Source organism: Methanosarcinales archaeon Met12, from assembly GCA_002813105.2.
Taxonomy (GTDB): Archaea; Halobacteriota; UBA148; order UBA148; family JAJOKI01; genus JAJOKI01.
This window is the reverse complement of the sequence record CP017966.2, coordinates 765,433-777,622: the sequence shown is the minus strand read 5'-3', so window position 1 is coordinate 777,622 and position 12,190 is coordinate 765,433. Positions and strand designations below refer to the sequence as shown.

At 45.5% G+C, this 12,190-nt stretch carries 13 protein-coding genes and 1 tRNA gene; 7 read left to right on the top strand and 7 right to left on the bottom strand.

Going from position 1 to position 12,190, the window contains the following annotated elements:
* Nucleotides 1-85 precede the first annotated feature (85 nt).
* Both BME93_04980 and BME93_04975 read left to right on the top strand, forming a co-directional pair.
* A complete protein-coding gene (locus BME93_04980) occupies nt 86-307 on the top strand; it encodes an AbrB/MazE/SpoVT family DNA-binding domain-containing protein (GenBank protein ATZ61427.2) in 222 nt (73 codons plus the stop codon).
* A complete protein-coding gene (locus BME93_04975; protein ID ATZ61426.2) occupies nt 307-714 on the top strand; it encodes a type II toxin-antitoxin system VapC family toxin in 408 nt (135 codons plus the stop codon). The genes BME93_04980 and BME93_04975 overlap by 1 nt, the downstream gene beginning before the upstream one ends.
* Before the next feature lie 114 nt (nt 715-828).
* Here the strand turns inward: BME93_04975 and BME93_04970 are convergent, their stop codons facing one another.
* The gene (locus BME93_04970; protein ATZ61425.2) at nt 829-1,878 is read right to left on the bottom strand and encodes a histone deacetylase; all 1,050 of its coding nucleotides are present in this window, start codon (nt 1,876-1,878) and stop codon (nt 829-831) included.
* A 59-nt stretch (nt 1,879-1,937) separates the two neighbouring features.
* On the opposite strand from BME93_04970, the gene BME93_04965 reads away from it, so the two are divergent.
* Nucleotides 1,938-2,903 (top strand): THUMP domain-containing protein, encoded by a 966-nt coding sequence (locus BME93_04965; GenBank protein ATZ61424.2) that lies wholly within the window; start codon nt 1,938-1,940, stop codon nt 2,901-2,903.
* 8 nt (nt 2,904-2,911) lie between these two features.
* Here BME93_04965 and BME93_04960 read toward each other — a convergent pair whose 3' ends face one another.
* Nucleotides 2,912-3,733, bottom strand: a complete 822-nt coding sequence (locus tag BME93_04960) for a DUF368 domain-containing protein (GenBank protein ATZ61423.2) — start codon at nt 3,731-3,733, stop codon at nt 2,912-2,914.
* Nucleotides 3,734-3,797: 64 nt separating this feature from the next.
* Entirely contained in the window at nt 3,798-4,004 is a 207-nt protein-coding gene (locus BME93_04955) for a histone family protein (GenBank protein ID ATZ61422.2), read from the bottom strand.
* A 91-nt stretch (nt 4,005-4,095) separates the two neighbouring features.
* Between BME93_04955 and BME93_04950 the strand changes: the two genes are divergently transcribed.
* The 4 genes from BME93_04950 (at nt 4,096) to BME93_04935 (ending at nt 8,578) form a co-directional block, all read left to right on the top strand.
* Nucleotides 4,096-4,611 (top strand): DNA-binding protein, encoded by a 516-nt coding sequence (locus BME93_04950; protein ATZ61421.2) that lies wholly within the window; start codon nt 4,096-4,098, stop codon nt 4,609-4,611.
* A gap of 1 nt (nt 4,612) precedes the next feature.
* A complete protein-coding gene (locus BME93_04945; protein WRQ72885.1) occupies nt 4,613-5,218 on the top strand; it encodes an orotate phosphoribosyltransferase-like protein in 606 nt (201 codons plus the stop codon).
* Nucleotides 5,219-5,241: 23 nt separating this feature from the next.
* Complete coding sequence (leuS, locus tag BME93_04940) at nt 5,242-8,103, top strand: leucine--tRNA ligase (GenBank protein ID ATZ61420.2); 2,862 nt, start codon at nt 5,242-5,244, stop codon at nt 8,101-8,103.
* Between the two features lie 97 nt (nt 8,104-8,200).
* A tRNA-Arg gene (locus tag BME93_04935) sits at nt 8,201-8,578 on the top strand.
* A 3-nt stretch (nt 8,579-8,581) separates the two neighbouring features.
* Here the strand turns inward: BME93_04935 and BME93_04930 are convergent.
* From BME93_04930 to BME93_04915, 4 genes are read right to left on the bottom strand one after another with little or no spacing between them, the layout of a single operon-like run.
* On the bottom strand, nt 8,582-10,339 hold the full coding sequence (locus BME93_04930; protein ID ATZ61418.2) for a DUF2070 family protein: 1,758 nt from the start codon (nt 10,337-10,339) through the stop codon (nt 8,582-8,584).
* A 5-nt stretch (nt 10,340-10,344) separates the two neighbouring features.
* Complete coding sequence (locus BME93_04925; GenBank protein ATZ61417.2) at nt 10,345-11,013, bottom strand: TIGR00289 family protein; 669 nt, start codon at nt 11,011-11,013, stop codon at nt 10,345-10,347.
* Nucleotides 11,010-11,909 (bottom strand): carbohydrate kinase family protein, encoded by a 900-nt coding sequence (locus BME93_04920; protein ID ATZ61416.2) that lies wholly within the window; start codon nt 11,907-11,909, stop codon nt 11,010-11,012. The genes BME93_04925 and BME93_04920 overlap by 4 nt, the downstream gene beginning before the upstream one ends.
* A 5-nt stretch (nt 11,910-11,914) precedes the next feature.
* Nucleotides 11,915-12,190: a DUF357 domain-containing protein gene (locus BME93_04915; GenBank protein ATZ61415.2), complete on the bottom strand. Its 276-nt coding sequence runs from the start codon at nt 12,188-12,190 to the stop codon at nt 11,915-11,917.

The following is a 12,190-nucleotide window of genomic DNA, read 5'->3' as shown; positions in this document are numbered from 1 at the left end:
CTTGTTTCTTTTTACTCTAAATATCACCATATCAGACCGTAAACTATTTAAAAAACGTAATACTATTTTAGAATGGGTGTAAGAAATGCAATCGTCAAAAGTCTCAACGAAGTATCAGATTACCATACCCAAGGGGATCAGGCAGAAAATTGGGATATCAGCTGGCGACATCATCGTCTTTGATGTTCAAAAGGACAAAGTTCAGATCGAAAAGCTCGAGGAGTTTTACGAGAAATATGCCGGCTCCATAAAGGTTAAGGAGCCTGTGAAGGCTGTTAAAGAAGCAAGAGAAGGGCTGTGGGAGTAATGGAGAATATATACATAGATACGAATGTATTTCTCGTTTTTCTTAAAAAGGAGGAGAACTTTAATCACGCAAAGGCAATACTCCAGAAAGTCGCTACTGGAAACGGCAGGGGTTTTATTTCCCCTTTTACACTTCACGAACTTCTATGGGTACTGGAAAAGGAGAGAGTATCCTGTGAAAAAGCAATCTCAGCCCTGGACTTCGTGATACACCACCCAAATCTTTCGTTTCTAACTCCTTCTACAAATACTTTCTACTCAGCCTTAGATATAAAACGCAAGAAGGGGCTAAAGATAGCCGACTCCTTGCACGTAGCGATCATGTTAGAAAACAACATAAAGAAGATAGCAAGTTTTGATTCGGATTTTGACAGGATAGAGGGGATTGACAGAGTAAGCGGGGCTTGATTGCCATCATAAATAGGAAATGGATAGAACTATCTGTGAAACTTACAATGGCGATAATCGCCGTTGCCACCGCAGAGGATATAGAAGCTCAAGTTGAGATGAAAGTTGCCCATATCAGAAAACATCCCAGTAATCCCTCTGCACTTCTTTAACCTCTTTTACCCTTTCTCTAACTTGATTGGATAATTCGTCTTTCGGGGAAGATGTCGGCTCTTTTATATCCATGCCCAAACTCCCCAATGAATTGAGGATGGATAAGACCGAATACGGTAGCGCAGTCAGGTCATATCCTCCTTCCAGCGCAGCAACCACTCGACCTTCAGATGTGGAATTTGCGATAGATTTGACTATGCTGGCGAGATATCCAAATCCCATGGCCGTTACGTTCATTCCCCCCAGTGAGTCTGCAAAATGCGGGTCCTGTCCGGCGGAAATCATTACAAGGTCTGGTCGAAATTCAAGGGAGATCGGAACCAGGACTTCGTTGAGAACGTAGACGTATCCTGCGTCTCCTGTCCCTCCAGGCAGCGGAACATTTACAGTAAAGCCGCTTCCATCATCGATGCCGACTTCACCCATCTTTCCAGTACCGGGATAGGATGGGCTTTGATGTATCGAAAAATATAAAACAGATGCGTCATCGTAAAATATATCCTGCGTACCGTTTCCATGGTGCACGTCCCAATCGACGATTAGGACTTTCTTCATATCGTGCCTGCTTTGAGCATATCGTGCCCCCATCGCAATGTTATTGAAGATACAGAAACCACCCCCATGATCTGAAAATGCGTGATGCCCTGGCGGCCTGATCAGCGCAAAAGCATTACTCAGCTCTCCAATAACTGCATCAACTGCGCTCATGACACCTCCAACCGCGAGCAGTGAAACATCGTATGAATTTGCCGATAGCACGGTATCGGCATCTAACATTCCCCCACCACTCTGGCAGAGCGCCTGCACACCCTCAACGTAAGAGGCGTCATGCACCCACTCAATCTGTTCAGGAGTTGCTTTTTTCGGAACGATGTCGACCAAATTCTCCAATGCTCCACTCTTTTTGAGCAGATTCATCGTAGCGGTCAAACGCTCCTTGCACTCCGGATGAGTGTTCGTCTTATGTTTCAGATAATCCTCGTGATATACGATTCCCGTTTTGATGGACATAATGAAAATACTTGCAGTTCGACAAAGATTAAACTATTCATAGGACAATAAGGTTATAGATGCTCAATTACGATGCAATTTTGATTCGCTACGGCGAGATAGGATTAAAAAGTAAGAGGGTGCGAAGCCGATATGAGCGCATCCTCGTGGAAAACATCAAGGCAGTACTGCACCTGCACAAGAAGACATATTCAGGCATCAGACGGGACCGAGGCAGAATATTCACCCATTCCAACGACCCAGACATCGCAGATGTGGTGGCGAACGTTTTTGGCGTGGTGTCAACGAGTCCTGTGATAACCACAGATCCAGACCTGCAGATGATGGCACAGATGGCCGCAGACGTCGGTGAATTGACAATACATCAAAACGAGTCGTTTGCCATACGGGCGCGCAAAGCAGGAGTCCACGATTTTTCCAGCAGGGACATCGGAGTATCGTGCGGAGATGCCGTATACGAGCGCATCAAGGGGCAAAATCCCTCCATTGACCTGACGTCTCCCGACAAAGAGATATTCATCGAGGTGAGACCCGACAAAGCCTATGTTTATACGAAAATCATCAAAGGCGTTGGCGGTCTACCGCTTGGCACGCAGGGTAGGATGGTGGCTTTGATAACTGATGACATCAGCTCGTCCGTTGCAGTATGGCTTATGATGAGGCGTGGCTGCGAGATAATCCCGGTATGCTGCGATAATGCTCATCTTTCCGGTGCGGCAGAGGGGGGCAGGGCGGTGGAGCATATTAAAATTTTGCAGAGATGGGCGCCGAATTACCCAATGAAAATCCACGAAGTGCCGCATGGAGGAGGCGTAGAGAATACGTATCGAATTGCTGCAGAAATAGCAAAAAAAGAGCGGGCGCATGGGATAATCACAGGCTCATCGTTGGAGCAGGTTGCCGCCCAGATATCAGCAGATGTGCTTGCAGAGGCTCTTGACATCGATTTCCCGATTTGCCGCCCGTTAATTGGCATGGACAGAGCAGAGATTGTATCTTTTGCAAAAAGGATTGGTATTTTTTGAACACTCTCTTATGCAAATTTCCCGCACATATCTTCCAAAACAAAAATAATAAAAAACCCAAAGAGGAATGAAGCAAAGATGGGCAGTATCAAATCAATCCAATTAACTATATTCTGATACAATATATAATCGACTATAATCTGATAAGGCAATCGCAGTGCGCCCAACATCATGCCAATAAGAAGAGAGATAGTAGCAAGTCTATATTTATCTAATATATAACTTATAACTCTTGAGAAAGATAAAACGCCAATTAAACCACCGAAACAAAATACAAAGATTTCTAATAATCGCATATCCCTCAGTACTGAGAGCATATATTCATATTGATTTAGCAACAACAGTACGAATGCGCCAGAGATTCCAGGCAACATCATTGCGCATGCAGCCATGATGCCAGAGATGAAGATAATAATCAGGGAATGCCCGATTTGCAATGTAGCCAACCCTACGAATAAGAAGGCAGATAAGAATCCGGCAATTATAAACAAGGTATTTTTAATTGAGAGGATACATTCTTTTTTGTAAAGCAAGATTGCTGATGCAAATATTAAACCAAAGAAGAAGGCATGAGTAATGGCAGGAAAATAATTCAAGAGAGAATATATTAGGTCAGACATGAGCAATATCGCTAAACCACTGCCTGAAACCAATGGAATAAATAATCTAAAATCTATATTCCTATAATCAAAATCTATCTTACTTATTGAATGAATCAATCTTTCATAAATGCCAGTTATCAGTGCAATTGTTCCGCCAGAAACGCCAGGTATTATATTGGCGATTCCCATAAACACCCCTTTTAAAAATATAATCAATGTCTCTTTCATGTCCTCTAATCCACTATTCTATGGCGATACACTTCTTAAAAAAACTAATTATTGACTATATTGACTATAATCTCTGAGCCGCCAATTTAATATCCTCTGCTTTTATGGTCCGTCTGCCAGCGTGTCCTGCTAACTTGAGCGCCTCTGCAGATACTTTGAGTCCATAATCCTCCAATATATCTGCCAAAATTATTCTGGCGTCTTCGCTGACCCTCTCAGCGCCTGCTTTTCTTACAATTCGGCCTACTGGTGCAAGTGGAAGTTCTGTCATATTTAACTTTAGGTGGTCTTTGTGTTATATACCTTTCGTTTTTGGAATAGATTTATGACCGCTCACGTGGTCTTTAAGATGGATAATACTTATGACCTCCAAAGTACTGATATTAGATGCCTCTGTATTCATCTACAAATGTCGCATAAATGATGGAGAACGGATTACGGTACCGGCAGTGATAGATGAATTGAAAGACGGAATGTCTGTTATGTCATTTGAACTGGCAAAAAGCGCCGGAATGGGGGTGGAGCCTGCGGAACAGCACTACATAGAGATGGTCAAAAAGATGGCAAAAAGCGCCGGCGACCTGAATGCGCTGTCCGAAACCGACATCGCATTACTTGCAAAGGCACTCCAGTACAATGGCAAAGATACATATTTGGTCACCGATGACTATGCCATACAAAACGTGGCATCTCATATGGGAATTCAAGTAAAACCAATCTCGCAGAAGAAAATCAAAGATGTTTTAATATGGGAAAAACGATGTATTGGTTGTGGAAGATATTTCACAAGAGAAATAGTATGTCCTGTCTGCGGGTCAAGACTGAAAAAGGCGAGATGCCGCAACCATGCAAAGGTCACAGGACGAAGGAGGGAATGAGATGAAAAATATCGACGCCCTTATAAAAAAGGCGATAGAACTGAAGAAGATGGGGTTGATGTCGGGCGAAATAGCTGATGAACTTAACGTTTCCAAGGAGACTGCTACTTGGCTGTTCTCCTGTGCCGAAGAGAAAGAGGGGCCGGCTCCGAAGGATATATTCATCGACTTGAGCAAGATAGGTCAGAGTTCACAGAGAATGAGGCATATCTCCAGCGCACTCACTGATATGGTCCTGGAGTCGATCGAGGCAGAAGTGGATGTTGTTGTGGGAATCGTCCTGAGCGGCATTCCATTCGCGACTTTGGTCGCAGATGAGCTCGGCGCGGAGCTGGCAATACTCCATCCAAAAAAGCAACGATGGGAACCGGAAAAACAGGGTGTTAAAGGAACTATCAGTCACAATTTCGCTCAAATCGAGGGCAAGAAGTGCATCATCGTCGATGACGTGGTCACCAGTGGCGCCACTGCACAGGAAGCAGTGGAACTACTCGAGGAGATGGGTGCAGAACCACTCGCAATAGTGGTTATGATGGATAAGAGGGGGCAGGACTCAGTAGCGGGTGTGCCCATGCTTTCGCTGATTAAGATAGGGCGAGTTGAGTAAACCCATTGTTTCGGAGGATCCATTTGAATCACGGTAATATCGACGAGAAGTGGCAAAAACGATGGGAAGAGGCAGGCATATTCGATGCAGAGGTAGATACAAACAAGGAGAAATTCTTCGTAAATTTCCCATATCCCTACATGAATGGCTACTTCCACATAGGGCACGCATTTTCTTTGATAAGGGCCGAAGTATTTGCACGGTATAAACGAATGCGCGGATATAACGCCCTCTTCCCTTTTGCATTTCACTGTACGGGCACGCCCATCGTCGCTGCTGCACAGAGAATAGCTGAAAATGAGCCCAAACAAATCGAGATTTTAAGACAGATGGGCATTCAAGAAGAGGAAATACCAAAATTCGCAGACCCTATGTACTGGGTTTCATTCTTTCCCGATGAAACGATGTACGATTTGAAAAGAATAGGTGCCAGCATAGATTGGCGCAGAAGGTTCATAACGACGTCCGCAAACCCATATTATGATGCGTTTATCAAATGGCAGTTTAATAAATTGAAAAAAGGCAGGTACATCACAAAAGGCGAGCATCCAGTTGTGTGGTGTTCAAAGTGCAAATCTACTGCAGGAGATCATGCGAGGTTGAAAGGAGAGGGCGTATCTCCAGAGGAGGTATTCTTAATCAAGTTCTACATGGACGGAGTGGTGCTCCCAACCGCGACTTACAGGCCAGAGACCTCTTTTGGGGTTACGAACATATGGGTAAATCCTAATGCAGACTATGTCGAGATGAAGGTAGATGATGAGGTCTGGATAGTCTCCAGAAAATCAATCGAGAAGATGGATGCGCAAAAGCACGCCGTAAAGGTCACCAGGAATCTTAAAGGCAGAGAGCTCATCGGAAGATGTTCTACGAATGCCGTAACAGGGAAAAAAGTGCCGATTTTGCCGGCGTACTTCATCGAACCAGCTACGGGAACGGGCATAGTTATGTCGGTTCCATCGCATGCCCCATATGATTATGTCGCTCTTAAAGATATCAAGAATTACCCCAAAAAACATGGAGTGGCACCCAATCTTATTAAGGATATAGAGCCGGTGTCGTTGATCGAAGTCCAGGATTTCGGGGTGCATCCAGCCATTGAAATCGTTGAAAAGAGGGAGATAAAAGGACAGGACGACCCCAAATTAGAGGAGGCGACAAAGGACATCTACAGAAAAGAATTCCATACGGGTGTGCTAAATAAGAACACCGGAAAGTATGCCGGACTGAGGGTTTCAGAGGTAAAAGAGGTTCTTGCCAGGGACTTCATTCGAGAAAATAAAGCCATACTATTCTATGAACTATCTGAAGAGGTTATCTGCCGATGTCTGACTAGATGCATTGTAAAAATAGTGTCAGACCAGTGGTTCTTGAACTACTCCGATATAAAATGGAAGGCAAAAGTACATGATGCCCTAAATGGTGTAACCCTGTACCCAGAAAAAGTTCGAGGGCAATTTGAATATGTCATCGACTGGCTGAAAGACTGGGCATGCGCCAGAGAATTCGGTCTGGGCACCCAGCTTCCATGGGATGAAAGATGGGTTATCGAGTCCCTTTCGGATTCGACGATCTACATGGCATACTACACCATCGCCCACTACCTGGAGAATGAAAGATATAGTATTAGGGCGGAGAAGCTGACGGATAATTTTTTCGAGTATATATTCCTTGGGAGAGGGGATTTGGAAGAAGTTGTAAGAGAGACAGATGTATCTCCTGCTTTACTAAAGCAGATGCGGACCGAATTCGAATACTGGTATCCATTTGACTTCAGAAATTCTGGGAAGGACCTGATTCAGAATCATCTCACTTTTTGTCTATATAATCATGTCGCCATATTTCCAAAAAAATACTGGCCATCTGGGATCGGCGTTAATGGATTCATCCAGATAGATGGAGAAAAAATGAGCAAATCGAAGGGCAACTTTTACACATTGCGCCAAATCTATGCCAAATATGGTGCAGACGCGACCAGAATAACGCTGATGTATGGGGGGGAGGGTCTGGATGACCCCAACTGGGATACGGAGTTTGCCAAATCCATTGGCCCGAAGTTAAAGCAGTGGCATGATTTTGCGATAGGAAACTATGAGTCTGCTGAGTGTCACAGTTCGGAGAACTGTGAGAGTTGTATTTCCTTCGGAAATTCAACATTTACAACCCGCCATATCGATAGATGGTTCCAATCAATACTCCATAAAACAATCAAGGCGACCGGCGAGGCGATGGACCATACGAAGTTCAGAACATCGCTTCAAAAAGGGTACTTCGACCTGCAGAGGCACTTGAAATGGTATACCCGAAGAACCCGTAAGTACAACAGGGATTTGATGAATCAATTCATCGAAGTTCAGACTAAAATGATGGCTCCGTTTGTGCCCCACATCTGCGAAGAAATATGGGAAAAACTGGGCAAAAAAGACTTCATTTCGCTGACAGAATGGCCTCAATACGATGAGACCTTAATCGATGAAAAAATCGAAAGAGCAGAGGAGTTTATCAAAGACGTGATTGCAGATGTTCAGGAAATATTCGCGGTCGCCAGGATAAGGGAGGCGAAAACTGCCCATATCTATACTGCCGAGGACTGGAAATGGAGAGTTATGGAACTTATAACGGGCAAGGATATGAGAGATGCGATGAGGAATGTGATGCAAGACTCGGAGCTGAGGAAAAGAGGCAAAGAAGTTTCAGCGTTTGTTCAGAAGGTGACCTCTGAAAGGATTTCCGTGGAAAAGATAGATGAAAATGGCATCCTGCAGGATGATAGGGAGTTCATCGAGGGAGAAATTGGCATGAGACTCGAGGTGAATCCAGATTACGACCCCCAGAATAAGAGAAAATTGGCGATTCCAGGCAGACCTGCGATCTATATAGAGTGACCACTTTCGCATACGGTCACCTCTTTCATCGTGCCATAACTCAACCTGAACGTATCGTCCAAAAGTTCTTATATATAAACCGATATTTCTTTTTGCTGGACTCGTGGCTTAGTCTGGATAGAGCGCCGGCCTTCTAACCCAAACTTTTTACTTAAAAAGTTGGTTCCTGCTTTGCAGAAACAACTTCACTCTGCGTAGCAGAGGTAAAGTTTGATCAAAAATGTCCTACGTTCGCCCTTCGGGCTCAGTAGGACCACTGATACAATTATGACCTATCGAATGAAGCGGAAACGGGTCAAATGATCAACCTTTTGCAGTTGGAACGGATCGACCCGTTGAAGCGAAAGCGGAAACGGGTCAAATGATCAACCTGCTCACTGCTCCGCAGTGAGAGGGTCTCTACGAAGTAGAGACTCCTTTTTGAAGGTTGGTGGAAGATAGCCGGGGGTCGAGGGTTCAAATCCCTCCGGGTCCGCTTTCACCCCGTCATCGTAAACACGACCACGGCGAGGGCAAGCGCTAAGAGTATAATCGAGATAGCAAATGCTCCGCCCATTGCCATTATTGCGTTGATCGTGCTCGCCAGTTGTGCGGTCCTATATGAGCCGAAAATTATGACATCCTCTGCAAATTCGGTAGTCATTCCAACCTCTACAGGCTCTAAATCCACCACTGCCTCATTGACAATCTCTCGGACTATGTCGATCAATTCATCGTGGTCTATTTTCATACCGATAAAATTTCGGCTGGATGTGATGTTCACGACATGGGAGTCGGTGGTCATCACCTCTGCCTCGTCAACGGGCAGCGTCTCGATGATTGCCTCTCTCAAGCCCATGACCATGTTATTTCCATCAATCAGTACGTATGCGGTACGCTGTCCAAAAACTTCAATAACGGCAACCCTGATGCCGAGAGGTCCCATTCCATCTTCCCGCGAGTACATCGCGTCCCTCTTGGATACTCCAACCCTGATCTCGCCGCTCTGGTGAGACAGCAACTCTTCTGTCGCATCCGATGAGGCTTTGATGATATCATAAGAAGTTCGGCTTCCCGGCGTTATCACCTTAGAACTCCCATAACCGCAGTTATGTGCATCTATGAGCGCAGCATACATAGCTCCTTTAACGCGTGCCTCTGCCATGGCAGTTAGCCCGACTGCGAACTCGATATCATCCGCAGGTACTGGCGAATGCGTCACCGTCAGCAGTACGGAGTCCCCAAATCGTTGACCCAGAATACACGTGTCATTTCTTTTTTTACGGGTCGACTTGGTCCCATATTTTACGTATTTCATACGACTTAGCGCCCTCTCTGTGGCAGATATGATTTTGAGTATCTCGCTGGCAGAAACCAGATTAAAATCATGATATGCCGTGCCGTGTGGGACAAAAACCAGCCCGTCAAAACTTTCTGCCACCCTCGCTGGCAAGTTCCCCCCTCCGATCTCTCCCATCGGTCCAGGGTGAACCATCGGTATTACGAACATCGCTTTGTTTTTAGTGTCCGTTCTAAAATTCAGGGCAGTGACGGGAATGTCTACCGCCTCCCCTATCTTTTTGAAGAATTCCTCCATCTCAGAGGAGCCATCAGTCGCATGGGAGATATAACTCTTGATGAAATCAAGCCCACTCACACCAAATGACTTTTTTATTGGGGCATCGACATATCGTACGAATAGATGGCATGCGAAGACGAATATGATGCCCCCTGCTGTTAGATTTATATAATATTCTGGACGTTGGGTATAGAGCAAAAGAAATGTTCCTCCCAAAAGGGTTTGAAGTGAAGCAGGAATGATCATTTTTCCAACACTGTTATTTGAAACCGCGAGCAGTATTAACATCCTAGTCGCAAAAACAACGCCCAGCGCCATTACATATGCGCTGAACGTCACGGGAAAGTTAAACAACACCGAAAAAAGTGCACCGGCGCCAGAAAAAACACCGATAATGATGGCTCCCACCAGAGATAGGAATGAAGACCTGTTGAGCGTCATAGCCCCGCCAAACCATCGTGCCATCGGGGCAGTTATCAGGGCAGATATCACGGAAGGAATTCCTATTAAAATTAAACCTGCGGTGGCACCCTCAAGCCAACCATAACCAGGCCTTAGGGTACCCATTCCCACTATTATCGAAAAGACCAGCAAAAAAGGAAGAGAGCGCGTCCACTTTGGCACCTCAAAAAGGTACTTGGCAAGATCGGCAGTTCGCTCATCCATTTCCTTTACCATATTATTCAACCCTCCACCAGCACTGCCTTCAGAATTCGCAGAGCCCCATAATCACCATGCCATATCCGCTCGGTTTTGACCAACTCGATGCTCTTCGCAAAGAACGTTGCATCCACCACCAGCGTCTCATATTCTCCGCCCTCTCCTGCTATGTGTATGCCATATCGTTCTTTTAATCTCTTCAACTCTTCTATCGTGCTTAGGTCTATTTTTCGGCCCAGCCAGCCTTCGTCCAATCCATGCGCTGCTACGTGGACAATTCGTATATCCATTACCTCGACCATCTCCCTGAGAAGCATTTCAGGGTCCATGTGCCACAGGGGCGTGTACATCTCGAGACCGAGCGACTCGCAGACACGACCAACCCGCGATGCCTGATATTCGGATTCTATCGACCCAGCCACAACTCCATCCACTTTTATGCGGCGCAATGCTCGCTCTAAATCCTTCAATTCACTCTCTTTTTTACCGGACGTCGTCTCCGTTATGAGCGGAATATCGACTGCTTCCGCGAATAGTTCAGTAAGATGTATGTTTGCCGTGTGATACATGTATGAGTGCGGATTTTCAGACCTGATCGTCACCAGATAGGTCACATTGTGTCCTGCTTGTAGTGTCTTATACAAGGCAAAAGCCGAGTCCTTTCCCCCGGAGATGAGTGCTGCCAGTTTCATAATTCATCCCCGAACGCATCCACATATCGCCTGCGCATTTGCTCCCATGTTGGTAAATTGGTTTGACACCCGCACTTTTCTACGATAAACGATGCCGCCGTCGCCCCAATTTTACCGCACACCTCCAAATCACAATCCTTCAACACCCCTACCAAAAATCCCGCCTTATAGCCGTCACCAGCGCCCGTCGGGTCAACTGGACTCGCTTTTACCGCAGGAATGTCGATCGCATCGTCTTCATAAATCTTGCTGCCATCTACATCATAGGTGACCACTATGGTCTTGATATCATCTCTGAGTTCTGAAAACGACTGGTCTGTCATTTCGCATATGCGCTGAATCTCATGCCTGTTCGCAAATAAGATGTTGGTCCTGCTAAATATGGACAACAGGTCCTCTTTTGAATACTTCATTAAATCCTGCCCTGGGTCAAACGAAACGAAATCAGCGGCTTGAGACATTCTGACGTTGAATTTCGGGCAGGCAGTGGCAAGATGCACCATCTGAACCTCAGGCACCTCTAACTCTGGAAAACGACTGGATGCGCCCCAATAAAAATATGTGATTTGATTGTGTTCATCATCATTGAAAATATAAGCTTTGGCGGTCTTCTCATCCTCAAATCTAATCAGACGGCCCAGCTTCACCCCCATATTCCGTAGGTGGGTCTCGTAATTCAAATCGATAAAGTCCGCACCAACTGGAGAGATAAGCTCGCAGTCTCCACCCAATTTTGCAATGGCTGCGGCAGTATTTGCCGCCCCTCCTCCGTAAAATTGTTCATAGTCTTTGATGCAGGCAGATGAATTGGCAGATGGGAATGCAGGGATGTCAAAAATATAATCCAAAGCCGTGTGTCCAACGATCGAAATCGTTTTCATTGCGCCCATATCCATCCTCTCTAAACCGTGAACAATGCCTTGTTCCCTACAACAAATACCTCTAGCCTTACGCCTGCATCCAGCCATGCATGACCATAACTAAAACAAGCCAGTGCATTGACCAAGTCGTTTTTTTCCTGGAAGTGAATACCATCTTCATAATATGAGCGCGCCATCGTCAAATAATACTCAGCAACTTTTTGCAGGTGTTCCGGTGATTTTATCTCAACGTCTCCCAGCGCCCTTTCCAATAACTCCTTATACCGATGCACTTTTTCTTCGAGTTCTGCCGCCAT

Coding starts and splice junctions, on each gene's coding strand:
- BME93_04960 (ATZ61423.2), bottom strand. CDS start 3,733: ATGAAAGAGACATTGATTATATTTTTAAAAGGGGTGTTTATGGGAATC.
- BME93_04970 (ATZ61425.2), bottom strand. CDS start 1,878: ATGTCCATCAAAACGGGAATCGTATATCACGAGGATTATCTGAAACAT.
- BME93_04945 (WRQ72885.1), top strand. CDS start 4,613: ATGAAAAATATCGACGCCCTTATAAAAAAGGCGATAGAACTGAAGAAG.
- BME93_04965 (ATZ61424.2), top strand. CDS start 1,938: ATGCTCAATTACGATGCAATTTTGATTCGCTACGGCGAGATAGGATTA.
- BME93_04930 (ATZ61418.2), bottom strand. CDS start 10,339: ATGGTAAAGGAAATGGATGAGCGAACTGCCGATCTTGCCAAGTACCTT.
- BME93_04920 (ATZ61416.2), bottom strand. CDS start 11,909: ATGGATATGGGCGCAATGAAAACGATTTCGATCGTTGGACACACGGCT.
- BME93_04980 (ATZ61427.2), top strand. CDS start 86: ATGCAATCGTCAAAAGTCTCAACGAAGTATCAGATTACCATACCCAAG.
- BME93_04925 (ATZ61417.2), bottom strand. CDS start 11,013: ATGAAACTGGCAGCACTCATCTCCGGGGGAAAGGACTCGGCTTTTGCC.
- BME93_04975 (ATZ61426.2), top strand. CDS start 307: ATGGAGAATATATACATAGATACGAATGTATTTCTCGTTTTTCTTAAA.
- BME93_04950 (ATZ61421.2), top strand. CDS start 4,096: ATGACCTCCAAAGTACTGATATTAGATGCCTCTGTATTCATCTACAAA.
- BME93_04955 (ATZ61422.2), bottom strand. CDS start 4,004: ATGACAGAACTTCCACTTGCACCAGTAGGCCGAATTGTAAGAAAAGCA.
- BME93_04915 (ATZ61415.2), bottom strand. CDS start 12,190: ATGGCGGCAGAACTCGAAGAAAAAGTGCATCGGTATAAGGAGTTATTG.